The organism is Bradyrhizobium sp. WSM1253, from assembly GCF_000244935.1.
GTDB classification, from domain to species: domain Bacteria; phylum Pseudomonadota; class Alphaproteobacteria; order Rhizobiales; family Xanthobacteraceae; genus Bradyrhizobium; species Bradyrhizobium canariense.
The window spans coordinates 5,596,573-5,621,002 of sequence record NZ_JH600073.1 but is presented as its reverse complement, the minus strand read 5'-3'; the positions used below and the strand labels follow the sequence as shown (position 1 = coordinate 5,621,002).

General features: G+C 65.0%; 21 protein-coding genes. 12 read left to right on the top strand and 9 right to left on the bottom strand.

Features of this window, described 5'->3' with window-relative positions:
* Position 1: 1 nt before the first annotated feature.
* A complete protein-coding gene (locus tag BRA1253DRAFT_RS27890) occupies positions 2-385 on the bottom strand; it encodes a cell division protein ZapA (protein ID WP_007599950.1) in 384 nt (127 codons plus the stop codon).
* The gene (locus tag BRA1253DRAFT_RS27885) at positions 382-702 is read right to left on the bottom strand and encodes a DUF4164 domain-containing protein (protein ID WP_026232773.1); all 321 of its coding nucleotides are present in this window, start codon (positions 700-702) and stop codon (positions 382-384) included. The genes BRA1253DRAFT_RS27890 and BRA1253DRAFT_RS27885 overlap by 4 nt, the downstream gene beginning before the upstream one ends.
* 288 nt (positions 703-990) lie before the next feature.
* Between BRA1253DRAFT_RS27885 and tkt the strand changes: the two genes are divergently transcribed.
* The 8 genes from tkt to BRA1253DRAFT_RS27845 all read left to right on the top strand — a co-directional run bounded on the left by tkt (position 991) and on the right by BRA1253DRAFT_RS27845 (position 10,557).
* Positions 991-2,976, top strand: a complete 1,986-nt coding sequence (gene tkt, locus BRA1253DRAFT_RS27880) for a transketolase (RefSeq protein ID WP_007599948.1) — start codon at positions 991-993, stop codon at positions 2,974-2,976.
* A 146-nt stretch (positions 2,977-3,122) separates the two neighbouring features.
* Positions 3,123-4,130: a type I glyceraldehyde-3-phosphate dehydrogenase gene (gene gap, locus BRA1253DRAFT_RS27875; RefSeq protein WP_007599946.1), complete on the top strand. Its 1,008-nt coding sequence runs from the start codon at positions 3,123-3,125 to the stop codon at positions 4,128-4,130.
* 148 nt (positions 4,131-4,278) lie between these two features.
* Positions 4,279-5,475: a phosphoglycerate kinase gene (pgk, locus tag BRA1253DRAFT_RS27870; protein WP_007599944.1), complete on the top strand. Its 1,197-nt coding sequence runs from the start codon at positions 4,279-4,281 to the stop codon at positions 5,473-5,475.
* Positions 5,476-5,542: 67 nt separating this feature from the next.
* Positions 5,543-6,610 (top strand): class II fructose-bisphosphate aldolase, encoded by a 1,068-nt coding sequence (fba, locus tag BRA1253DRAFT_RS27865; protein WP_007599942.1) that lies wholly within the window; start codon positions 5,543-5,545, stop codon positions 6,608-6,610.
* Positions 6,611-6,864: 254 nt separating this feature from the next.
* Positions 6,865-7,890, top strand: coding sequence for a class I fructose-bisphosphate aldolase (locus tag BRA1253DRAFT_RS27860; RefSeq protein ID WP_007599932.1), 1,026 nt, complete (start codon positions 6,865-6,867; stop codon positions 7,888-7,890).
* A gap of 3 nt (positions 7,891-7,893) precedes the next feature.
* Positions 7,894-8,583, top strand: a complete 690-nt coding sequence (locus BRA1253DRAFT_RS27855; RefSeq protein ID WP_007599931.1) for a thiamine phosphate synthase — start codon at positions 7,894-7,896, stop codon at positions 8,581-8,583.
* 8 nt (positions 8,584-8,591) lie between these two features.
* Positions 8,592-9,686 (top strand): tetratricopeptide repeat protein, encoded by a 1,095-nt coding sequence (locus BRA1253DRAFT_RS27850; protein WP_007599930.1) that lies wholly within the window; start codon positions 8,592-8,594, stop codon positions 9,684-9,686.
* Between the two features lie 85 nt (positions 9,687-9,771).
* On the top strand, positions 9,772-10,557 hold the full coding sequence (locus BRA1253DRAFT_RS27845; protein WP_007599929.1) for an inositol monophosphatase family protein: 786 nt from the start codon (positions 9,772-9,774) through the stop codon (positions 10,555-10,557).
* 33 nt (positions 10,558-10,590) lie between these two features.
* Here BRA1253DRAFT_RS27845 and BRA1253DRAFT_RS27840 read toward each other — a convergent pair whose 3' ends face one another.
* From BRA1253DRAFT_RS27840 to BRA1253DRAFT_RS27825, 4 genes are all read right to left on the bottom strand, one after another.
* Positions 10,591-11,733, bottom strand: a complete 1,143-nt coding sequence (locus BRA1253DRAFT_RS27840) for an AAA family ATPase (RefSeq protein WP_007599928.1) — start codon at positions 11,731-11,733, stop codon at positions 10,591-10,593.
* Positions 11,734-12,120: 387 nt separating this feature from the next.
* On the bottom strand, positions 12,121-15,279 hold the full coding sequence (locus BRA1253DRAFT_RS27835; protein ID WP_007599927.1) for an efflux RND transporter permease subunit: 3,159 nt from the start codon (positions 15,277-15,279) through the stop codon (positions 12,121-12,123).
* A 161-nt stretch (positions 15,280-15,440) separates the two neighbouring features.
* Complete coding sequence (locus tag BRA1253DRAFT_RS27830; RefSeq protein WP_088941393.1) at positions 15,441-16,634, bottom strand: efflux RND transporter periplasmic adaptor subunit; 1,194 nt, start codon at positions 16,632-16,634, stop codon at positions 15,441-15,443.
* 229 nt (positions 16,635-16,863) lie between these two features.
* A complete protein-coding gene (locus tag BRA1253DRAFT_RS27825; protein WP_007599916.1) occupies positions 16,864-17,883 on the bottom strand; it encodes a cyclopropane-fatty-acyl-phospholipid synthase family protein in 1,020 nt (339 codons plus the stop codon).
* A gap of 234 nt (positions 17,884-18,117) precedes the next feature.
* On the opposite strand from BRA1253DRAFT_RS27825, the gene BRA1253DRAFT_RS27820 reads away from it, so the two are divergent.
* From BRA1253DRAFT_RS27820 to BRA1253DRAFT_RS27805, 4 genes are all read left to right on the top strand, one after another.
* On the top strand, positions 18,118-19,137 hold the full coding sequence (locus tag BRA1253DRAFT_RS27820; RefSeq protein WP_007599915.1) for a hypothetical protein: 1,020 nt from the start codon (positions 18,118-18,120) through the stop codon (positions 19,135-19,137).
* Between the two features lie 4 nt (positions 19,138-19,141).
* Positions 19,142-20,170 (top strand): peptidoglycan -binding protein, encoded by a 1,029-nt coding sequence (locus BRA1253DRAFT_RS27815; protein WP_007599914.1) that lies wholly within the window; start codon positions 19,142-19,144, stop codon positions 20,168-20,170.
* Positions 20,170-20,616, top strand: coding sequence for a GNAT family N-acetyltransferase (locus BRA1253DRAFT_RS27810; protein ID WP_007599913.1), 447 nt, complete (start codon positions 20,170-20,172; stop codon positions 20,614-20,616). Before BRA1253DRAFT_RS27815 ends, BRA1253DRAFT_RS27810 begins: the two co-directional genes overlap by 1 nt.
* 96 nt (positions 20,617-20,712) lie before the next feature.
* On the top strand, positions 20,713-20,934 hold the full coding sequence (locus BRA1253DRAFT_RS27805) for a hypothetical protein (protein ID WP_007599912.1): 222 nt from the start codon (positions 20,713-20,715) through the stop codon (positions 20,932-20,934).
* Between the two features lie 331 nt (positions 20,935-21,265).
* On the opposite strand, the gene BRA1253DRAFT_RS44585 is transcribed toward BRA1253DRAFT_RS27805, so the two are convergent.
* From BRA1253DRAFT_RS44585 to BRA1253DRAFT_RS27795, 3 genes are all read right to left on the bottom strand, one after another.
* The gene (locus BRA1253DRAFT_RS44585) at positions 21,266-21,439 is read right to left on the bottom strand and encodes a hypothetical protein (RefSeq protein ID WP_007599901.1); all 174 of its coding nucleotides are present in this window, start codon (positions 21,437-21,439) and stop codon (positions 21,266-21,268) included.
* Between the two features lie 162 nt (positions 21,440-21,601).
* Entirely contained in the window at positions 21,602-21,967 is a 366-nt protein-coding gene (locus BRA1253DRAFT_RS27800; RefSeq protein ID WP_157158624.1) for a GNAT family N-acetyltransferase, read from the bottom strand.
* 512 nt (positions 21,968-22,479) lie between these two features.
* Positions 22,480-24,306 carry an ABC transporter ATP-binding protein/permease gene (locus tag BRA1253DRAFT_RS27795; RefSeq protein WP_007599897.1) on the bottom strand — a complete coding sequence of 609 codons (1,827 nt, stop codon included), beginning with the start codon at positions 24,304-24,306 and terminating at the stop codon, positions 22,480-22,482.
* Positions 24,307-24,430 lie beyond the last annotated feature (124 nt).

Sequence of the window (24,430 nt, the reverse complement as noted above, 5' to 3'; positions counted from 1 at the left end):
GTCAGCCGATGGCGATCCCGTTGCCGACGGTGCGGTTCAGGACCTGGGTCGATTTCTCGATGCGCTCGGCCGCGGAGTTCAGGGCGTTCACGACCGCGGTCTGGGTCAACCGGGCGCGCTCGACGGCGGCGTTGCGGAAATCCCGCAACTCGGTCAGCTCCTGCTCCATGGTCCGGATGCGGTTGCCGGCGTCGACCAATTCGTCGCAGACGGTCAGCGCCGCCATCACGGTGAGCCTGGCATCACCGATCTCGCCGAACTTTCCGCGCAGCGACTGAATCCGCGTCTCCAGGCTTTCGGCGAGCTTGAGCAGCCGCACCTCCTGGCCCTCCTCGCAGGCCATGCGGTATTGCCGGCCGTTGATGGTGACGTTGATGTGGCTCATCCGTCCTCTCCGGTATCGAGCACCGAACGTATCGTGACGATCGCGGAATCCAGCCGATCGGAGATCTCGCGACTGGAGCGCTCGAGCTTGCGCGCCTTCACCAGCGCGCCGTCGAGCTCGTCGGCAAGCCGCGAGCGGTCCGCGCCCAGCGCCTGGATCCGCGCCGCGAGCTCGTTCTCGTCGCGATCGGCGTCGCGCCGCCGCTCCACCGCGCTTTCGAGCGAGTCGAGCGCCGCCATGAGCCTGCGGGTCGCGATCTCGATCTCGACGGCCGAGGACTCGGTCATGGCAGAGCTGTTGGATACGCGATCGTTCATGCAGTCAGCGGCGGAACCTGTGGCCTATCCCCTGGGGGCTTGCCGTCCGGCAAAAGACTCGGTTCGGCAAGCGGTTAGAAGCAGAAATTTACGTGGCAAGCTAGCGGAGCGCAACGCCGCCACGAAACTATGCACTGCTAAGCAACTTTTGCGGCCAAACCGGCGTTTGATTGCCTTGGCCTGTCGGAACCGAGATGCTATCCCAGCCGCGACCCCAGCGGCCGAAAGGCTCCTTCCGGCGCGGCCAAATCCAGCCACAAGCGCCTCATTTCAGACGGATTTTCAGACATGACGCAGGTCGACCACAACCGTATGGCCAATGCGATCCGCGGCCTCGCCATGGACGGCGTCGAGAAGGCGAAATCGGGTCATCCGGGCCTGCCGATGGGCGCCGCCGACATGGCGACCGTGCTGTTCACGCAATTCCTGAAATTCGACGTCGCCGCGCTGGACTGGCCGGACCGGGACCGCTTCGTGCTCTCGGCCGGGCACGGCTCGATGCTGATCTATTCGCTGCTGTATCTGATCGGCAGCCCCGAGATGACGATCGACCAGCTCAAGGACTTTCGCCAGTTGGGGTCGCTGACGCCGGGACATCCCGAGCACGGCCACACCAAGGGCATCGAGACCACCACCGGTCCGCTCGGCCAGGGCATTTCCACCGCTGTCGGCATGGCGCTCGCCGAGAAGATGCTCGCCGCCGAGTTCGGCAAAAAGATCGTCGATCACCATACCTATGTGATCGCTTCCGACGGCGATTTGATGGAAGGCGTGTCGCAGGAAGCGATCGCGTTGGCCGGGCACTGGAAGCTCAACAAGCTGATCGTGCTCTACGACGACAACGGCATCTCGATCGACGGCCCGACCTCGCTTTCCGACTCCGTCGACCAGGTGAAGCGGTTCAAGGCGTGCGGCTGGGCGGCCGAGAAGATCGACGGTCATGACCAGGCTGCGATATCAGCCGCGATCACGCGCGCGCAGAAATCAAACAAGCCGACGCTGATCGCCTGCCGCACCACCATCGGCTTCGGCGCGCCGCACAAGGCCGGCACCAACAAGGTGCACGGCGAAGCGCTCGGTGCCGACGAACTCAAGGCCGCCAAGGAAAATCTCGGCATTTCGCTGGAGCCGTTCTCGGTGCCCGACGACGTGCTCAAGGCCTGGCGCGCGGCCGGCAGCCGCGGCGCGGCGGCACGACAGGAATGGGAAGCAAGGCTCGGCGAACTCGGCAGCCGCAAGCGCGCCGAGTTCGAGCGACGGCTGCGCCACGAGCGCCCAGCGGCGCTGGCGAAGGCGTTCAAAGGCTACAAGAAGGAGCTCTTGGAAAAGCCGATGAATGCGGCGACCCGCAAATCCTCCGAAGCCGTGATCGAAGTGATTGCTGGCGCGATGCCGATGGAATTTCTGGCGGGCTCGGCCGACCTCACCGGCTCCAACAACAACAAGGCGAAGTCGGCAACCGCGTTCTCGGCCAAGACGCCGAAGGGCCGCTTCATCCATTACGGCATCCGCGAGCACGGCATGTGCGCGGCGATGAACGGCATCTTCCTGCACGGTGGTTTTGCGCCGAACGGCGCGACCTTCCTGGTGTTCACCGATTATGCGCGGCCGGCAATGCGGCTCGCCGCGTTGATGGGGACCGGGGTCGTTTATGTGATGACCCATGATTCTATCGGCCTCGGGGAGGACGGCCCGACCCACCAGCCGGTCGAGCATCTCTCGGCACTTCGCGCCATTCCCAATATGCGCGTGTTCCGCCCGTGCGATTCCATCGAGGTTGCCGAGTGCTGGGAGCTCGCGCTCAACCGCATCGACGGCCCGACGGTGCTGGCGCTGACCCGTCAGAACCTGCCGCAGCTGCGCACCACCGCACCGAACGAAAGCCCCTGCCGGTTTGGTGCCTACGAACTGGTGGCCGCCCAGGGCGAAGCAAAGGCGACGCTGTTCGCCTCGGGCTCCGAAGTGGAGATGGCCGTGGCCGCCCAGAAGGAGCTCGCCGAGCGCGGCATTCCGACCCGGGTGGTTTCGGTTCCCTCGCTCGAGCTCCTGTTAGCGCAACCAAAGGAGCGCCGCGACGAGATCATCGGCAACGCCCCCATCAAGGTCGCGATCGAGGCCGCCGTGCGCTGGGGCTGGGACGCCGTCATCGGCCAGGATGGCGAATTTATCGGCATGCACTCCTTCGGCGCCAGCGCCCCTCTCAACAAGGTATTCCAGCACTTTGGCATTACCGCCGAGGCCGCGGTTAACGCCGTTCTGAAACGCGTTTCCTGAGAGTTGAGATTGCCGAAAAAAAGGACTACCTAACTCTCATATGATCAAGCCCCGCCCGGCCGAACCGGGCGTCCGCCCTAAAAAAACCCTCGCAGGCGCGCTAGCGCGTTGTGCGGGATGACAACGGTCATTGAAGGAGACGAAACATGGCAGTCCGCGTCGGAATCAACGGTTTTGGCCGCATCGGCCGCAACATCCTGCGGGCCATCGCTGAGTCCGGCCGCAAGGACATCGAGGTCGTCGGCATCAACGACCTCGGCCCGGTCGAGACCAACGCGCATCTGCTTCGCTTCGACAGCGTCCACGGCCGCTTCCCCGGCACCGTGACCGTCGATGGCGACACGATCAGCCTCGGCGGCAACAAGATCAAGGTGACCGCCGAGCGCGATCCCTCGAAGCTGCCCTGGAAGGATCTCGGCATCGACATCGCGATGGAATGCACCGGCATCTTCACCTCGAAGGACAAGGCCTCCGCGCATCTGACCGCCGGCGCCAAGCGCGTTCTCGTTTCTGCGCCCGCCGACGGCGCCGACGCCACCATCGTCTTCGGCGTCAACCACGACACGCTGACCCGGGAACATCTGGTCGTCTCCAACGGCTCCTGCACCACCAACTGTCTTGCGCCGATCGCCAAGGTGCTGAACGACCTCGTCGGCATCGAGACCGGCTTCATGACCACGATCCACGCCTATACCGGCGACCAGCCGACGCTCGACACCATGCACAAGGATCTCTATCGCGGCCGTGCGGCTGCGATGTCGATGATCCCGACCTCGACCGGCGCCGCCAAGGCGATCGGCCTCGTGCTGCCGGAACTGAAGGGCAAGCTCGACGGCGTCGCGATCCGCGTGCCGACCCCGAACGTCTCGGTCGTCGACCTCAAGATCGTGGCCAAGCGCGCCACCGATCCGAAGGAAATCAACGAGGCGATGAAGCGTGCCTCCGAGCAGCAGCTCAAGGGCATCCTCGGCTACACCACCGCGCCGAACGTCTCGATCGACTTCAACCACGACCCGCACTCCTCGACGTTCCACATGGACCAGACCAAGGTGCAGAACGGCACGCTGGTGCGCGTGATGTCCTGGTACGACAACGAGTGGGGCTTCTCGAATCGCATGGCGGACACCGCCGTCGCGATGGCGAAGGTGATCTAACTCCGCTCTCGTGTCCCGGACGCGATGCAGCGTGAAGCGCTGCGTCGCAGAGCCGGGGCCCATTCAACCGCGGGACTCGCCGCAATTTGGGTCCCGGTTCTGCACGGCGGCACTACGCGCCGCGGTGCGCCCGGGACAAGGGCCTCCGATGACCAACAAATTCCGCACCCTCGACGACGTCGACGTGAAGGGCAAACGCGTCCTGCTGCGCGTCGATCTCAACGTGCCCATGGAGAACGGTCGCGTCAGCGACGCGACCCGGCTCGAGCGCGTCGCGCCGACCATCACCGAAATCTCCGACAAGGGCGGCAAGGTCATCCTGCTCGCGCATTTCGGCCGGCCGAAAGGGCGCGATGGCAAGGACTCGCTCAAGCCCGTTGCCGAGGCGCTGTCGAAGGTCGTGAAGAAGCCCGTAGGCTTCGCCGACGACTGCATCGGCGAGCCCGCGGCCAAGGCCGTGGCGGCGCTGAACGACGGCGACATCCTCTGTCTCGAAAATACCCGCTTCCACAAAGAGGAAGAGAAGAACGATCCGGCCTTTGTCGCGGAGCTCGCAAAACTCGGCGACATCTGGGTCAATGACGCGTTCTCGGCCGCGCACCGCGCCCACGCCTCGACCGAAGGCCTCGGCCACAAGCTACCCGCCTATGCCGGCCGCACCATGCAGGCCGAACTGGTCGCGCTGGAGAAGGCGCTGGGCTCACCGACCAAGCCCGTCATCGCGATCATCGGCGGCGCCAAGGTCTCGACCAAGATCGACCTGCTCGAAAACCTCGTGACCAAGGTCGACGCGCTCGTGATCGGCGGCGGCATGGCCAACACCTTCCTGCACGCCCAGGGCGTCGGCATCGGCAAGTCGCTGGCCGAGAAGGATCTCGCCGCGACCGCGCTGCGCATCATGGAAAAGGCGGAAGCCGCCAACTGCGCCATCATCCTGCCGGTCGATGCCACCGTCGCCTATCATTTCGCGGCCAACGCGCCGTCGCACGCCTATGGCCTCGACGCAATCCCGGCCGACGGCATGATCCTCGACGTCGGTCCGCAGTCGATCGCACGTGTCCATGCCGCCATCGACGATGCGGCGACGCTGGTCTGGAACGGACCGCTCGGTGCCTTCGAGATGCAACCGTTCGACCGCGGCACGATGTCCGCCGCCAAGCATGCCGCCGAGCGCACCAAGGCCAAGAAGCTGATCTCGATCGCGGGCGGCGGCGACACCGTCGCGGCCCTCAATCAGGCCCATGTGGCCGGTCAGTTCACCTATGTCTCGACAGCCGGTGGCGCATTTCTTGAATGGATGGAAGGCAAGCCCCTGCCCGGCGTCGAAGTTCTGCGCACCAAGTAATCGGTCGGCAAGTCGTCAGCCGCCTTCAAGCAGTGGCCTTGCAGGCCCAAACGGGAGAAAAACACAGATGGCTCGGATCACGTTGCGTCAATTGCTCGACCATGCGGCGGAGAACGATTACGGCGTCCCGGCCTTCAACATCAACAACATGGAGCAGGCGCTGGCGATCATGGACGCGGCCAACCAGGTCGACGCGCCCGTCATCATCCAGGCTTCGCGCGGTGCGCGCTCCTACGCCAACGACGTCATGCTCAAGCACATGATGGACGCGGTGACCGAGATCTATCCGCACATCCCGGTCTGCGTGCATCTCGACCACGGCAACGAGCCGGCAACCTGCATGACCGCGATTCAGGCCGGCTTCACCTCGGTCATGATGGACGGCTCGCTCAAGGCTGACGGCAAGACCCCCGGCGACTGGGGCTACAATGTCGGCGTCACCAAGACCGTGACCGACATGGCCCATCTCGGCGGCATCTCGGTCGAGGGCGAACTCGGCGTGCTCGGCTCGCTCGAAACCGGCATGGGCGACAAGGAAGACGGCCACGGCGCCGAGGGCAAGCTCAGCCACGACCAGCTCCTGACCAATCCGGATGAAGCCGTGAAGTTCGTCCAGGAGACCCAGGTCGACGCGCTCGCGATCGCGATGGGGACGTCTCACGGTGCTTACAAATTCACCCGCAAGCCCGACGGCGACATCCTCGCCATGAACGTGATCGAGGAGATCCACCGCAAGCTGCCGAACATGCATCTCGTCATGCACGGCTCCTCGTCGGTGCCGCAGGACCTCCAGGACATCATCAACGCCTATGGCGGCAAGATGAAGCCGACCTGGGGCGTGCCTGTCGCCGAGATCCAGCGCGGCATCAAGAACGGCGTGCGCAAGATCAACATCGACACCGACAACCGCATGGCGATGACCGGCCAAATCCGGAAAGTGCTCAAGGACAATCCGGAAGAGTTCGATCCGCGCAAATACCTGAAGCCCGCGATGGAAGCGATGACCAAGCTGTGCAAGCAGCGGCTCCAGGAATTCAATACCGCAGGCCAAGCCTCCAAGATCAAGAAGGTGCTGACCACGGCCGAGATGGCCAAGCGCTACGCCAAGGGCGAGCTCGCCCCGAAGGTGGCGTGAAGCTGCTCTATCCTCCCCCTCTCCCCGCCCTTCGCGGGGAGAGGGTTGGGGTGAGGGGCTCTCTCCGCAGATGAGATGACTGCGGGACCTGTACCCCCTCACCCGGATCGCAAGGGCGATCCGACCTCTCCCCGCAGGCGGGGAGAGGTGAACAAGCCCTCCCCCTTACCCTGCGACGAACGTTAACTCGGCATTTGCCCGAGAACGGTCTATTTTCACCGGCAAGGGCAGAATCGTTTTGGGAGGACATCTCGATGAATCTGACTGAGCTCAACAGGATCGCGACCGCTCTGGTCGCGCCCGGCAAGGGCATCCTTGCCGCCGACGAATCCTCCGGCACCATCAAGAAGCGTTTCGACGCGATCGGCGTGGAATCGACCGAGGAGAACCGCCGCGACTATCGCGAGATGCTGTTCCGCTCGAACGAAGCCATGAGCCGGTACATCTCCGGCGTCATCCTCTATGACGAGACGATCTGGCAGAACGCAAAGGACGGCACGCCCCTGGTCAAGCTGATCGAACAGACCGGCGCCATTCCCGGCATCAAGGTCGACGAGGGCACGCAGCCCCTGCCGATGTGCCCGGGAGAGCTCGTCACCGTCGGGCTCGACAAGCTCGCCGAGCGCTTGAAGAAATATTGCGAGCGCGGCGCGCGCTTCGCCAAATGGCGCGCGGTGATCGATATCGGCAGCGGCATCCCCTCAATGACCGCGATCAGCGTCAACGCCCACGCGCTGGCGCGCTATGCAGCGCTGTGCCAGGCCGCGCAGATCGTGCCGATCGTCGAGCCCGAAGTGTTGATGGACGGCGATCACGACATCGATCGCTGCTATGAGGTGACGAGCCGTGTGCTCAACAAGACGTTTCAGGAATTGCGCGTGCAGCGCGTCGCGCTCGAGGGCATGGTGCTGAAGCCGAACATGGCCATCTCCGGCAAAAAATGCCCGAAGCAGGCTTCCATCGAGGAGGTCGCGGAGAAGACGATACGGCTGCTTAGGGCGTGCGTGCCCGCGGCGGTACCCGGCATCGCCTTCCTCTCCGGCGGCCAGTCGGATGAAGAGGCAACGGCGCATCTCAACTCCATGCACAAGCGCGGGCCCCTGCCCTGGGGCCTGACCTTCTCCTACGGTCGCGCACTGCAGGCCGCGCCGCAGAAGGCCTGGTCGGGCAAAGCCGAGAACGTCGCGGCCGGACAAAGCGCATTCAGTCACCGCGCGCGAATGAATGGCCTCGCCTCCAAAGGCGAATGGCAAAGCAGCCTGGAAAAGAAAGCGGCCTAGATCTTGTCGAACAAATCTCCTCCGCCGCGCCCGGCGCCGCGCCTTTATCTCGCGACGCCTGTCGTCGACGATCCCGCTTCGCTTCTCACGGAGCTGCCCGGTCTGCTCGCCGCCGCCGACGTCGCGGCCGTGCTGCTGCGCCTGAAGGAGACCGATCAGCGCACCATGATCTCCCGGATCAAGGCGCTAGCGCCGCCGGTTCAGAAAGCGGGCGCCGCGCTGCTCGTCGACGGCCATCCTGAGCTCGTCGCACGCGGCGGCGCCGACGGCGCGCACCTGCCCGGCATCGCCGCGCTGAAAGAGGCGCTGCCATCGCTCAAGCCCGATCGCATCGCCGGCGTCGGCGGGCTGACGACGCGGCACCATTCCATGGATGCGGGCGAGATCGGCGCGGATTACGTTCTGTTCGGCGAGCCCGACGCAAAGGGCCAGCGGCCGTCGTCGCAAGCGATCGCCGAACGGCTGGACTGGTGGGCCGAGCTGTTCGAGCCGCCCTGCGTCGGCTTTGCCCTGTCGTTGGAGGAGGCCCGCGAATTCGCCGCCAGCGGCGCCGATTTCGTGCTGGTGGACGACTTGATCTGGGCCGATCCGCGCGGACCCAAGGCCGCGCTGGTCGAGATCGACGCTGCGATCAAGAATGCTCATGCGACGGCGCTTGCGGGCCAAAATCCTGCGGGTCAGGAGCACGGCTAGCGCCCGTCATGAAGCTCCCGCGCATCACCATCCTGGCCACGCTGCTGCTCACAGTGCCCGCGGCCGCGCAGCTCCAGATCACGCCGCCCGTGGCAACGCCAAGCCCTTCGGCCGAGAAAACCAAGGACAAGCCGAAGGCCACGCCGCACACCATCACCAAGAAGAAGGAAGCGGCCCCGGCACCAAAGCCTTCAGCGTCCCCCAAACCTTCAGCCTCCCCAAAGCAGGCTCCGGCCGCGACCGTGATCCCTGCGCCTCCGACCGACAATCCCAACGTCGATCTGGTGTACGGCGCCTATCAGCGCGGCCAGTACAAGACCGCCTTCGAACTCGCCACCGCCCGTGCCGAAACCGGCGATGCCAAGGCGATGACCATGCTGGGTGAGCTCTATTCCAATGCCATGGGAATCCGGCGCGACTACGCCAAGGCGCTGCAATGGTACAAGCGCGCCTCCGACGCCGGCGACCGCGAGGCGATGTTCGCGCTCGCTATGCTCAGAATGTCCGGCCGCGGCGGCCCGGTCGACAAAAACGAGGCGGTCAAGCTGATGGCGTCCGCCGCCAAGCTCGGCGAGCCCAAGGCGGCCTATAACCTCGCGCTGCTCTATCTCGACGGCCAGACCCTGCCGCAGGACGTCAAGCGCTCCGCCGAGCTGCTGCGCCAGGCGGCTGATGCCGGCCTGCCCGAGGCGCAATACGCGCTCGCGACCTTCTACAAGGAAGGCACCGGCGTGCCGAAGGATTTGGAACGGGCGGTGCGTCTGCTCCAGGTCGCCACGCTGACCGACAATGTCGATGCCGAGGTCGAATACGCCATCGCGCTGTTCAACGGCACCGGCACGCCGAAGAACCAGCCGGCGGCCGTAGCCCTGCTCCGCAAGGCCTCCCGCCAGGGCAGCGCGATCGCGCAGAACCGGCTGGCCTGGGTGCTGATCAACGGCATGGGCACGGCCGTGGACAAGGTCGAGGGCTTCAAATGGCATCTGGTGGCCAAGACCGCCGGCAAGGGCGATCCGGAGCTGGACAAGCAATTGTCCGATCTGCCGGCCGAGGACCGGGCCAAGGCCGAGGCTGCCGCCAGGAAATGGCTCGGGGCCAAATGACTTGACGTTGAGGCCCCCGCAGGGCACCCCATCCCTCAAACAGGTGCGATTTCGCGCCATTTCCCCCGATCAAGACCGGAAGCTCATGCTGTATTCCGCAACTATCAACGTCATGGTCAAGGCCGCGCGCCGCGCCGGCCGCAGCCTCAAGCGCGATCTCGGCGAGATCGAGCATCTCCAGGTCTCGCTGAAGGGGCCGGCGAATTTCGTCTCGCTGGCCGACAAGCGCGCCGAGGAGATCCTCTACCAGGACCTCGCCAAGGCGCGGCCCGGTTACGGCTTCATCGGCGAGGAAGGCGGCACGCGCGAGGGCTCCGACAAGAGCCACACCTGGATCGTCGATCCGCTCGACGGCACCACCAACTTCCTGCACGGCATCCCGCAATTCGCGATCTCGATCGGGCTTTCGCGCGAAGGCACGATCATCGCCGGCGTGATCTACAATCCCGCCAATGACGAGCTCTACATTGCCGAGCGCGGCAAGGGCGCCTTCCTCAACGACCAGCGCCTGCGCGTGGCCGGCCGCCGCCAGCTCAACGAATGCGTGGTGGCCTGCGGCCTGCCCCATATCGGCCGCGGCGACCACGAGGAATTCCGCCGCGAGATGACCGCGATGCAAGAGCGCGTCGCCGGCCTGCGCCGCTTCGGCGCCGCCTCCCTCGACCTCGCCTTCGTCGCGGCGGGCCGCCTCGACGGCTATTGGGAGCGCAATTTGCAATCCTGGGACATCGCGGCAGGCATGATCATGCTGCGCGAGGCCGGCGGCACGATCACCGACATCGACACGCCGGGCGATGCCCTGGTGACGGGCAATGTCGTGTGCGGGAATGAGTTCGTGCACGGGGAATTGGCGAAGATTTTGCGGAAGTAGGCCGCAGTAGCACGACAGCTCGATCTACGACGGTTAAGAATCGTCGTCCTCGTCGGATTCCTCGTCGTCCTCGTCGTCGCGATATTCACCGCCGATGGTCAGGCCCTCGATCGCCGTGGCGCCCTTCGACTTGATCACCCGGCGGAGCGGGACCGAACTCTCGCTTCGCAGCGCGTCCATCAACTGTTCCGAATGGGTGACGATCCAGATGTCGGCGCGGCGTGATGCCTTGGCGACGAGCCGGGCCAGCGGCGCCAGCAGCGACGGATGCAGGCTGGTCTCGGGTTCGTTCAGCGCAATGAACGGCGGCAGCCGATAGCCCATGAACACCGCGAGCAGGCAGATGTATTTCAGCGTCCCATCGGATAGTTCATGCGCCCTGAACGGCCGCGGCATATCCGGCAATTGCAGATCGAATTCACACCTGCCATTTTCTTCCCATGCGCGGAGTTCGGCACCCGGGAATGCATCCTGGATCGCGTCCTGCAGGTCGTTGGCGTCTTCCCGAATGACATAGAGGGTCGCCAGGGTGGCCGCCAAATCGATTCCATCGGCGCTGAGCGAGGGCGTCGCGATCGCGAGACAAGGCTTTCGTATCGGTGACGCCGGATCAGTGCGGAAGTCATGATAGAATCGCCAGCCCAGCATCGCATTTCTGATCAGGTCGATTTCCGGACATTGCTTGCCATCGGAAAAAGCCGCAAGCGCGGTCTCTGACGGCAGCACCGCATCCTTGTGAGCGTTCCAGGCGCCGCTCTCGCCACGGACGCTGATAAGCGAATTGATCCGCTCCATCAGCTTGACCGTGCGTTTGCCGCGTGTCGTTTCGATCGTTTCAGCCTTGATCATCGGCTCGCCGGAAAACGCGGCCTGAAGCGGGCTCGGAAACCCGAGCTCGATGGAATACCTCATGCTGTCGAATGTGGCCGACAGCCGCAGCCGCCCGTCTTCGCCCTTTTTGCGAATGCCGGACCAGCAGACCGAATTCAATCCGCCTTCATCGGCGATCGTGCGGGTGATTTGACCGGTCGCCGCGTCGCGCAGCAGCGACAAGGACTTGTAGAGATTGGATTTGCCGACGCCATTTTCACCGACAAACACCGACAAGGGATGGATGGGTATGGAGAGCCGCCGAATGGAGCGATAGTTCGAGATCGCAATTTCGGTCGGACGCATGACGTGCTCTCGATCGGCGGGATGCCAGGGTATTCGCGGCGTGGTGCGAATACGTTGTTCAATCCAGGGATGCAGTCTGGATTGAGGCCTCCGAGAAATCAAGCCGAGGGATCCGGCGTTCAGTCAGGGCAATCGCATATGGTGCACGAGGACCACGCGGCTTGCTCCGCCTCTCCCGCTTGCGGGAGAGGCCGACGCGCCCCGGGCGATGCGAAGCATCGTCCCGCGCGCGGCGGGTGAGGGCTCTCACCACACGGGGGCATCCTCCGCAATTCTCGACAATCCCGACGCGGAGACACCCCCACCCCAACCCTCCCCCGCAAGCGGGAGAGGGAGCCCACTGCCGATGCCGCCGCACGTGCGCGCCATATGCGATTTCCCGGCCGTTCAGTGGCCGGCCCTTGCCGGCGCGGGCGGCCCATACATCTCGGCCTCCTTCGCCACCTTCTCCCGATCCCCGCCCAGCACGCGTTGCACCGAGACGAAGAACACCGGGACCATCAGCAGCGCCAGGATCACCACCGCGATCATGCCGCCCATCACGATGCTGCCGAGTGCCTGCTGGCTGGCGCCGCCGGCGCCATGGGCGATGGCCATCGGCAGCACGCCGCAGATGAAGGCGAGGCCGGTCATCAGGATCGGGCGGAAGCGCAGGCGGCAGGCCTCGATGGTGGCGTCCACCAGCGGCTTGCCTTCTTTCCGCAGATCCTTGGCGAACTCGATGATGAGAATCGCGTCCTTGGCCGCAAGGCCAATGATGGTGATCAGACCGACGGTGAAATAGACGTCGTTGGGCAGGCCGCGCAGCATCGCCGCGACCACCGCGCCGACGATGCCGAGCGGCACGGTGAGCAGCACCGCGAGCGGAATGGTCCAGCTCTCGTAAAGGGCGGCCAGGCACAGGAACACCACGAACACCGAGAGCCCGAGCAGGAACGGCGCCTGCGAACCCGACAGTTTCTCCTGGAGCGACTGCCCGGTCCATTCATAGCCGAAGCCGCGCGGCAGCTTGCCTGCGAGCCGTTCCATCTCGGCGATGGCATCGCCCGAGGTGAAGCCGGGTTTCGCCTCGCCCGAGATGCGCACCGCCGGATAATAATTGAAGCCGGCGATCTGCGTCGGTCCGCGCGCCCATTCCACGGTGGCAAAGGACGAGAATGGCACCAGCTGGCCGCGGCTGTTCTTGACGTTGTAGTTGAGGATGTCCTCGGTGCGCATGCGGTCGCGGGCATCGGCCTGCACCACGACGCGCTGCATGCGGCCGCGGTTCGGGAAGTCGTTGATGTAGTTCGAGCCGAGATTGGTCGAGATCGTGTTGTTGATGTCCTCGAAGGTGACGCCGAAGGCGCCGGCCTTTTCTCGGTCGATCACGAGATTGACCACGCCCGCCTCGGGCAGGCCTTCGACATAGACCTTCTGAAGCACAGCGCTTGCATTGGCCTCCGCGATCAACTGATCGGCGGCGCGCATCAAGGCCGGATAGCCCTTCTGGCCGCGGTCCTGGAGCCGGAACGAGAAGCCCGAGGAATTGCCGAGATTGTCGATCGGCGGCGGCTGCAGCGCGGAGATTTTTGCGTCGCGGATCGACGACGACAGATCGCGGTTGATGTCGGCAACGATCGCCGCTGCCGAATCCTTCGGCCCGCGCTCCGACCAGTCCTTCAAGGTGATGAAGGCCTGCGCGGTGTTCATGCCCTGGCCGGAGAAGCTGAAGCCGGTAAGAAAGGTGACGTTATCGACGCCCGGCCGTTGCGCCAAATATTTTTCCACTTTCTCGATCACCGCCTCGGTCCGGCCATAGGACGAATCCGACGGCGTCTGCACGTCGGTGGTGACGAAGCCCTGGTCGTCGACGGGGAGGAAGCCGCCGGGCAGATTGACGAAGGCCCAGGACAGGCCGGCGAGCAGCGCGACATAGACCAGCATCAAGCGGCCGGTGCGCTTCAGCGAGAAACCGACGGTGCGGGAATAGCCCTCCTTGCCGCCCTCGAGCATCCGGTTGAACCAGCCGAACACGCCCTTCTTGGCGTGACCGTGGCCGGCAGCGACGGGCTTGAGCAGCGTCGCACACAGCGCCGGCGTCAGCGACAGTGCCAGGAAGGCGGAGAAGCCGATCGCGGCGACCATGGTCACGGAGAACTGGCGGTAGATGATGCCGACTGAGCCCGGGAAGAACGCCATCGGCACGAACACGGCCATCAATACCAGCGTGATGCCGATGATGGCGCCGGTGATCTGCGACATCGCTTTGCGCGTCGCTTCCTTCGGCGGTAGCCCCTCCTCGGCCATGATGCGCTCGACGTTCTCGACCACGACGATGGCATCGTCGACCAGGATGCCGACCGCGAGCACCATGCCGAACATCGAGAGCATGTTGATGGAGTAGCCGGCGAGCAGCAGCGTGGTACAGGCGCCCAGCAGCGCTACCGGCACCACGATGGTCGGAATGATGGTGTAGCGGATGTTCTGCAGAAACAGGAACATCACCACAAACACCAGCACGATGGCTTCGACCAGCGTCGACAGCACCTTCTTGATCGAGGCCTCGACCACGGGCGTGATGTTGTAGGGAATCTCGTAGCCGATATTGGCCGGGAAGAAGCGCGACAGCTCCTTCATCTTCTCTTCGACGGCGCTCGCGGTCGCCAGCGCATTACCGGTCGGCGACATCAGCACGGAGAGGCCGGCGGTCGGCTTGCCGTCGAGACGGGTGTTGAACTGGTAGCTCAGGCCGCCGACCTCGATGCGCGCGACATCGCGCAGCCGCACGGTCGAGCCGTCGGCATTGGCGCGCAGGATGATGGTGCCGAATTCATCCGGGGACGAGAGCTGGCCCTTGACCAGCACCAGCGCGGAGGTGCGCTGGGTCGAGGTCGACGGTTCGGCGCCGATGCTGCCGGAAGCGACCTGCGCGTTCTGCGCGGCAATGGCCTTGTTGACGTCGTCGGCGGTCAGGCCATAGCCGACCAGCTTGGCCGGATCGACCCAGACGCGCAGGCTGCGTTCGGTCGAATACAGCGTGGCGCGGCCGACGCCGGGGATGCGGCGGATCTCGCCGAGCACGTTACGGATCATGAAGTCGCCCAGCCCGACCTCGTCCAGGCTGCCGTCGGTCGAGTTCAGCGTGATGATCTGGAGCACCGCGCTGGAGGCTTCCTCGATCAGAATGCCCTGCTGGATCACCGCGCGCGGCAGCCGCGCCTCGACGCGCTTGATGCGGTTCTGCACCTCGACCGAGGCGGCGCTGGTATCGGTGCCCGGCACGAAATTGGCGATGATCTCAACCTGGCCGAGCGAGTCGCTGGTGGATTCGAAATTGAGGATGCCGGAGGCGCCGTTGAGCTCCTCCTCGATCAGCCGCGTGACGCTGTTGTAGAGGTTTTCGGGCGAGGCGCCGGGATAGCTGGTCGAGATCGAAATCGAGGGCGGCGCAATGATCGGATACTGCGCGATCGGCAACAGCGGAATCGAAATTGCGCCGACCAGACAGATGAACAGCGCGACCACCCAGGCGAAGATCGGCCTGTCAATGAAGAAGCTCGCCATTACCGCTTTTAACCTCGTTGTTTCACTAGTCCCTCATGGTGAGGAGCGCGAAGCGCGTCTCGAACCATGAAGGCCCGGCTCTCGCCCGTGGCCATCCTTCGAGACGCCCGCTTTGCGGGCTCCTCAGGATGAGGGATCAAGACAGTCGCGACGCCCGAACGTTACCGCATCAGCTTCTGGGCGTGCCGGTTATCGGCAGTCGCATCCGCTTCCGACCAGGATTGCGGCTTGACCTTGTCGCCGGCGGCGAACTTCTGGAAGCCTTCGACCACGACCTTGTCGCCGGCCTTCAAGCCGTCGGTGACGAACCAGATTCCGTCCTGCACCGAACCGGTGCGCACCGGCTGCACTGCGATGCGATTGTCGTCCTTGACGACGAACACCTCGCTGCCGCCGCCGCCATTGCGCTGGATCGCCTGCTGCGGCACCGCGATCGCGTCGCTATCGAGACCCTGGTCGATGCGGACGCGGACATACATGCCCGGCAGCAATTCGCGTTTGGGATTGCGGAACTCACCGCGCAAGGTCACCTGACCGGTATTGGCGTCGACCTTGGCATCCGAAAACAGCAACTTGCCGTCGAGCGAGTAGAGCGTGTTGTCGTCGAGCACGAGATGCACCTTGGCGGCGTCAGGCGCGATGCGCTCGAGGTCACCGCTCTCGAAGGCGCGGCGGAGCTGGTTGAGCTCGTTCACCGACTGGGTGAAATCCGCATAGATCGGATCGAGCTGCTGGATCGTGGCCAGATTGGTCTCGTTCTGGACCGCGAGCGCGCCCTCGCTGACCAGGGCAGCACCGACGACGCCGTCGATCGGCGCGCGTACGGTGGCATAGTCGAGATTGAGCTTGGCGCGCGCGAGATCGGCCTTGCGGCCCTCGACCTCGGCATGAGCCTGGCGCTCGGCCGCGATCGCCTTCTCGTTCTCGGCTTCGGGCGCGGCGCGCTGGCTGGTGAGCGTGGCAATGCGGCGCGCCTGCTGCTGCGACTGCATCAACGCGGCCTCGGCCTTGGCGACCGCGGCATCGTTGGCCATCACCTCGACCTCGAACGGACGCGGATCGATACGGTACAGCGGATCACCGGCCTTCACCTCGCTGCCCTGTCGGAACAGACGCTCGACCACGATGCCGGACACGCGCGGCCGCACGTCGGAGACGCGCGTCGGCGCAATGCGGCCCGGCAGCTCGCGCACAACGGCGCGCGGCTGCGGCTTGACGATGACGATGCTGACGTCGGGATCGTTGGGCTGGGCGGCTGAAATGGCGGAGCTGGATTCGTCGCAGCCTGCCAATAGCGGCGTAAAGGCCGCGAGCATCATTGCAACGCATGCCGATCGCGCGCGAAGTCCTGACATGAAGTTAAGTGCCCCGATATTGTTGAAACTGATCACGCTGCGCGGGGCCTGTTCTCGGCGATTCCGCGCTGGCGATGCCGCCAAAATAGAGGGGACGTGCTGCGACGCAACGCACCTTGCGGGCGGCCCAATGTCACACGGTCTATGGTGCTGACTTCAGTGCGCTTTTCGCGCCTCACCCGATTGTGAGTCCGGTTCCACCGCCGCATGCTGCGACGGAACATCGCAATTACGCCGCCGCCCTCATCCGGTAGTGGCTGACGCCCCATTCGTTGCCATCGGCATAGCCGAACAGGCCCGAGGTCGCGAGAAAGAACCAGCGCCAGCGTCGCATCCGCAGGCCGGTCTCCTCGCCATGGACGTTGCGCAAGGCCGCCTCGATGGCATCGCGATGCGTGTCGAAATTGGCGAGCCAGTCGTTGGCGGTGCGCTGATAATGCGTGCCGCTCCAGCACCATTCCTTCTCCACGGTGAAGATATCGTCGAATTGCCTGACGAGGTGATGGCTCGGCATCAGCCCGCCCGTGGAGACGCGCTGCGCGATCCAGTCGTCGCGATCGGCCCGGTCGAACAGGTGAGAGCCGGAGCGATGGGCGACGATGTGCATGAAGAACCGCCCCTCCGGCGCGAGCCACGCGCGCAGGCGCGTCATCAGCTTGCGCCAGTTCATCACATGCTCGAACATCTCGACCGAGACGATGCGGTCGAATTGCCCATCGGGCGCGAACACGTTGATGTCCGCGCAGATCACGCGCAGGTTGAGGAGACCGCGCAGCCGCGCCTCTTCCTCGATATGGGCGCGCTGCGCCTGTGAGCTCGACACCGCGGTGACCTTGGCGTGCGGAAACTGCCGCGCCATCCACAGCGACAGCGAGCCCCAGCCGCAGCCGAGCTCGAGGATGGTCTGGCCGTCGGCGAGAGCGGCATGCTCGGCGGTCTGGCGCAGCGCCTCCTCCTCGGCCTCCCGCAAGGTGGTCGCGCCGGTCTTGTAGAAGCAGCAGGAGTATTTGCGGTTGGGACCGAGCACCTTCGCAAAGAACGAAGCTGGCACCCCCTCGTGCCCGGCATCCGCGTCCTCGGCGATCGGCCGCAGCATCATCCGCCCGGCGAAGGCGGCATCATCCGCCCCGCCCAGCGCGGACAGCCGCGTCACCGTGCGCGAGCACAGGCGCTGGATCGCCGCGCGGATCACGACATCAGGCAAAGGCACCCGTTCGGCAGTCCCGATGATCGCGGACACGACGCTCATGCGACGACTCCGTCTTTGGGCGGCAGATCTTGGACGGCAAGTCTTGGGCGCCAAGGGGAAAAGTGCGAACTGAACCTGTGGAATGCCGACGATTTGGAAAGTATGTCCTTACCAAAGCCCGGTTTCAGCGTTGGGTTCCCCAGCTCTCCCCGAAATCGGCGCATCCGGCGCTTTTTTTGGGCGGGCGCTGTGCCATAGTGCGCCCCGCAAGCAAGTTAACGGATGATACCGGCCATGCCGCCAGGCGCCTCGCCCCGCTCCTCCCTCGACATCGAATATACCAAGCTATCCTCGCCCAGCGTCTTCCTGGTGCGGATGCTGGTCTTCCTGGTGCTCTGCACCCTGGTGGGGGTGGTGCTCTACAAGCAGATCATCCAGGCCTTCTTCGCCAATCCCGGGCTCAATGCGCTGATCGGCGGCGTGCTGTTCATCGGCATCATCCTGGCCTTCCGCCAGGTGATCCGGCTGTATCCCGAAGTGTCCTGGGTCAACAATTTCCGCATCGCCGACCCCGGCCTTGCGCCCGCCCGCCACCCCAAGCTGCTGGCGCCGATGGCAATGATCCTCGGCGGCGAGCGCACCGGGCGGATGTCGATCACCCAGACCACCATGCGGCACCTGCTCGATTCGATCGCGACCCGCCTCGACGAAGCCCGCGACATCTCCCGCTACATGACCGGGCTTCTGGTCTTCCTGGGACTGCTCGGCACCTTCTGGGGCCTGATCGAGACGGTCGGCTCGGTCGGCAAGGTGATCGACGGGCTCAAGGTCGGGGGCGATTCCGGCGCCCTGTTCGACACGCTGAAGGAGGGGCTGGCCGCCCCGCTCGGCGGCATGGGCATCTCGTTCTCGAGCTCGCTGTTCGGTCTCGCCGGCTCGCTGATCCTGGGCTTCCTCGACCTGCAATCGAGCCAGGCGCAGAACCGTTTCTACACCGATCTCGAAGACTGGCTTGCCACCACCGTCCGCGAATATGGCAGCGGCGAAGTGGCGGTCGCCGCCGGTGGCGGCGGCATTGCCAGCGGCGAGCTTCAGGCCGTCGTCGAGCGCTTGCGCACGGTGCTCGAGGAAGGCAGCGGCAGCCGCGGCACCACCGCGGCGATGGCAAGCCTCGCCGAAGCCATCCAGGCGCTGGTCTCGCATATGCGGACCGAGCAGCAGATGATCCGCGAATGGGCCGACGGCCAGGGCGAGCAGAACCGCGAGATCCGGCGCCTGCTGGAGCGCATCGCGCGTCAGCCCGAGAAGGGTTAGCGACATGGCACTGGCGCGCGGCCGTCGCGGCGATACCTCCTTCAACTATTGGCCCGGCTTCGTCGACGCGCTGTCGACGCTGGTGCTGTCGATCGTGTTCCTGCTGTCGGTGTTCCTGGTGGTGCAGTTCTTCCTCTCGCAGGAGGTCACGGGCAAGGACAAGGCGCTGGAGCTGCTCAACGCCAAGATCGCGCAGCTCAACGAGCTGCTGTCGCTGGAGAAGCTCGGCAAGCTCACGCTGGACGACCAGGTCTCGTCGCTGAAAGCCGGCCTCGCCTCGGCCGAGAGCGAGCGCGACCGCATCAAGGGCCTCTATGAGGGGCTGGCCGCCGCGGGCAATGACGCGCAAGGCAAATCCTCCGAGCTCGGCAAGGCGCTGGACTCCGAGAAAGCGGTTTCGGCCCGCGCGCTGGCGCAGATCGAGGTGCTGAACCAGCAGATCAGCGCGCTGCGGCGGCAATTGGCGGCGCTGGAAGAAGCGCTCGACGTCTCCGAGAAGCGCGACAAGGAATCGCAAAACCGAATTGCCGATCTGGGCTCTCGCCTGAATGTCGCCCTGGCGCAGCGCGTGCAGGAATTGTCGCGCTACCGCTCGGAATTCTTCGGCCGCCTGCGCGCCATCCTCGGCAACCGCCCCGACATCCGCATCGTCGGCGACCGCTTCGTATTCCAGTCCGAAGTGTTCTTCGACACCGGACAGGCGGTGCTGCTGCCCGAAGGCCGCGCCGAGCTCGACACTTTGGCGACCGCGCTGATCGACCTCGACAAGAAGATCCCGAACGAGATCCCCTGGGTGCTGCGCGTCGACGGCCACACCGACGTGCGCCCGGTCAACGGGCCGAACTTCAAGTCGAACTGGGACCTCTCGGCCGCCCGCTCGATCTCGGTGGTGCAGTACCTGATCTCGCTCGGCGTGCCCGCCCAGCGCCTCGTCGCCGCCGGCTTCGGCGAATTCCAGCCGCTCGACACCGCCAACACCGAGGAAGCCTACAAGCGCAACCGCCGCATCGAGCTGAAGCTGACGGAGCGGTAGTGAGCGCCCTCCACCTTCGTCTCTACCGACCCGAGGACGAGGCCGCCTCGATCGACCTCTGGCATCGCACCTGGCAGCAGGCCTATCCGCAGATCGACTTCGCCACGCGCCTGGACTGGTGGCGCGAACGCTGGCGTAGGGACCTGGTGCCGAAAGCCTCCATCGTGGTCGCGGAGCAGGACGGCGCGCTGACCGGCTTCGTCACCATCGACGGCGACGGCTATCTCGACCAGCTCGTGGTCGATCCCGCGCATTGGGGCTCGGACGCGGCGCGGCTGCTGGTCGACGAGGCCAAGCGCCTGTCGCCGACAGGCGTGACGCTGCTCGTCAACAAGGACAACAGCCGCGCCATCCGCTTCTACGAGCGCAACGGCTTTGCCCATGCCGGCGACGAGGTGAACCCGACCTCGGGCCGGCCGGTGCTGAAGATGGAGTGGCAACCTTAGATTCTGGGGCGCGTGACGCCCGTCACGCCGGGATCCCGGGACGTCGGCTAGTCGTTGTGTCCGGAAGTTGCGCCGGCAAGCGGATGGAGATGACCGATGAAACTGAGCGATCTGGCCAAGGGATCTTCGGTCCTGCTCGGCGTCATCGTCGCCGGATATGTCTCGACGAGCTATGTCGACCAACGCCTCGCCACGCCGGTCAAGACGACGAGTGCTCCGACGCATGGCCTTGAGCCATCGGCCTGCGTTGATGAGGACGGGAGCTGGAAGAATTGGCCGTGGCCGAATGTGCCGGCGCTGTCGCCGAAGTGTCGATGAGCGGCGCTGTCGCGTAACTCGCCGCGAGGCGCTCTCGGCTCAAGCGGAGCTCAAGATCGAAATGCCAGCTTTCAGCCTGGCGGAGCGCGCGGTGGCTGTCTTCGCGGAGCCGGATCGACTCATCGATCGCTCGCTGCGCCCGCTCCAAAAGCTCGAGGGTCTCTTTGCTGTACGGCTGGGCCATGAGGCGCACTCCCGTTGAGGCGGGAGCACAAATCATCTCTCAGGCACCGACGCCTACGGACGAGCCTTTGGCCGGCGATACCTGATTAGGCGCCACATCTGGGGGAACTGCAAGGTTCATGCACGCGGCTCAGGGCGCGGGCTGCGCCTATCCGAAGTTGCGGAAGCCTACGATGAGCAAGCCGAAACTCATGAAAACGATGACGCCGCTACCTGCGACAACAAGCAGGGCCGCTTTCCATCCCGCAAGGCCGCGCTTCTGCTGTCGAATGGCGAACAGGATGAGGAGGATGAACAGGATTGGGCAGATGAGAACAATCATGCACGTTTCCAAATCACGACGGCACTTCAGTTAAGGAGCCGTGTGAGGCTGGTGTCCGCTAAGGGCGGTGAGCGCGGTTTGTCGGTCGAGCGGCCAAGTCCCGTCTACCCTGAGCGCGAACGTCGTGACCAACCGTTCGGGGCCACCGAAGGCCGAGCGATTTCACATCGATCCCAGCTCCTTGATCAGCTTGGGAAGCATTCTGCCAGGTATCGAGCCGGACGGAGCAAAGCCGGAGTCCTTCGCCCCCATGCGTCGATAGAATGGCGCGGCATCTGGGTCGGCCTCGATCGCCATGCGGTGAGCACCCATCGCTGTTGCTTCGCTGGCAGCCCAATGAAACAACTTCATTCCCAAGCCACCGCGAAGCATCGTCGGCTCGACGAACAACTTCAACAAATCAGCCCAGCTTCCAGTGACCCTGACTTGGGCGACGCCGACGATCTTGCCGTTCTCTTCTGCCACTGCAATTGAACTGGATTGGAGTTCGCATGCTTCGATGGTGAGTTCGCTCCGACAGGCCTCCATGAAGTCGTTGCCGTAGCCCCATACAGCTTTCGATCTAAGGCACAAGGCCGAGAGCGTAGGTAGCTCCTCAACTGTTGGCGGTCTGAGAACACAAGTCACGAGGCTTGGCTCCATGCATTGATTTCGGATACCACATCGCCGCCTCCGATGTCTCATACTGGCCTAGCAGCGGGCCTCGATGAGGCGGGCACTCCGTCCCCTTCGCGTCCGACAAGGGCAAGCCAGCGGAAACGAAGCCGCCTGGTTCGCTGGTCCGAGCGCAGTCGCAGCACCGGCACCGGCAAAGCACACAGCCCGACCAATCTTGCGATGCGGAAGATCCGCTCGTGCTGTTCGAGGAAGCCGATGTGGCGCGAAGCGGCTTCCAAAACCTCCGCTGTCATTCCCCGCGAAGGCGGGGAATCCAGTACGCCGCGGCTTATCGGTTGATCACTTCCGTCTCGGAGTACTGGATCACCCGCTTTCGCGGGCGATGACACTGTGAGTGGCGCAGCAGTCCGAACTACTCGGCCTCACGCCCCCTCGAACTGCAACCTCGCCAGCCTGGCATAGAGCCCGTTCGCGGCCACGAGCTCCGCATGCGTGCCCTGCTCGACGATTCTGCCCTGGTCCATCACCAGGATGCGGTCGCACGACAAGACGGTGGCGAGGCGGTGCGCGATCACGAGCGTGGTGCGGTGGCGCATCAGCTCTTCCAGTGCGGTCTGCACCAGCGTCTCGCTTTCGGCATCGAGCGCGGAAGTGGCTTCATCCAGCAGCAACAGCGGCGCATCGCGCAGGATGGCACGCGCGATCGCGATGCGCTGGCGCTGGCCGCCTGATAGCGTCACGCCGCGCTCACCAAGCGGCGTGTCGAAACCTTCGGGCAGGCGGCGGATGAATTCGGCGGCGTGCGCGAGCTCGGCGGCACGCTCGACCTCGGCGTCGGTGGCATCGGGCCGGCCGAAGCGGATGTTGTCGCGGGCGCTGGCCGCGAACACGTTGGATTCCTGCGGCACCAGCGCGATGCGGGAGCGGAATTCACGCGGATCGGCGGATTTGACCGGCACGCCGTCGAGCGAGATCGCGCCGCTGCGCGGATCATAGAAGCGCAACAGCAGATGGAAGATCGTGCTCTTGCCCCCGCCGGACGGACCGACGATCGCGACCTTCTCGCCGGGGCGCACGGTAAACGACACCGCATCGAGCACATTGACGTCGCGCCGCGCCGGATAGGCGAAGCTGACATGGTCGAAGCCGACTTCGCCGCGCGCCGGCACCGGCAGCGCGCGCGGCGACGCCGGCGCGCTGATGTCGGGCTGCACATGCAGGATCTCAAACAGGCGCTCGGCAGCGCCCGATGCCGCCGAGATCTCGCCCCAGACCTCGCTGAGCTGGCCGAGGCCGGCCGCGGCGAAGGCCGCATAGAGCACGAACTGGCCGAGCCGGCCCGGCGTGATGGTGCCTGTGAGCACGTCGTGCGAGCCGATCCAGAGGATCGCGACCACGCTTGCGAACACGATGAAGATGATGATGGCGGTGAGCACGGCGCGCGCCTGCGTGGAGGTGCGCGCGGCTTCATAGGCCTGCTCGACCTCGCCGCCGAAGCGCCTCTCGGCGAGGCTCTCGCTGGTATAGGCCTGCACGGTGCGGATCGCACCGACCAGCTCGCTCGCGTAGGCCGAGGCCTCGGCCAGCGTGTCCTGCGCATTGCGCGACAGACGGCGCACCCAGCGCCCGAAGGCGACCAGCGGCAGCACGATCAGGGGAATGGCCAGCAGCACGAAGCCTGATAGCCGCGGGCTGGTGATCACCATCATCGCCGCAGCGCCGAAGAACATCATCAGATTGCGCAGCGCGATCGAAACCGAGGCGCCGACGGAGGATTTGATCTGGGTGGTGTCGGCGGTGAGGCGCGACACCAGCTCGCCGCTGCGCGCGGAATCGAAGAAGGCCGGCGACAGCGAGAGCAGATGGGCGAAGACGTCGCGCCTGAGATCGGCGACGATGCGCTCGCCGATCGTCATCACGAGGTAGTAGCGCGCGGCGCTCGCCAGCGCGAGCACGGCGACGACGGCGATCATCACCGAGAAGTAGCTGTTGATCAGCTCGATGCCCTCAGGCGTCAGGCCGAAATCGATCATCCTGCGCACCGCGACCGGCACCAGCAGGGTGGTCAACGCCGCGATCGTCAGCGCGACAAAGGCCAGCGCCGCCCGACCGCGATAGCGCGCCACATAGGGTGCGAGCGCCAGCAGCGGCCGCAGCTTGGCGCGGCTCTTCGCCGGCGCCTCGATCAGGTCGGCCTCGATCGACGGGGCTTCTGCGGGCCCGGTTTCAAGCCGTTCTACTGCGCTCATGAGATCCGACCAAAAGACAAAGAGAGGTAGTCTGCTCCAGATAGGCCGCGCGAGCGGGAGTGGCAAATCCGGGATGTCCCTTAGGGGGCCGCCCGGTCCCCTACTAAGGCCCTGCAACGGCTTG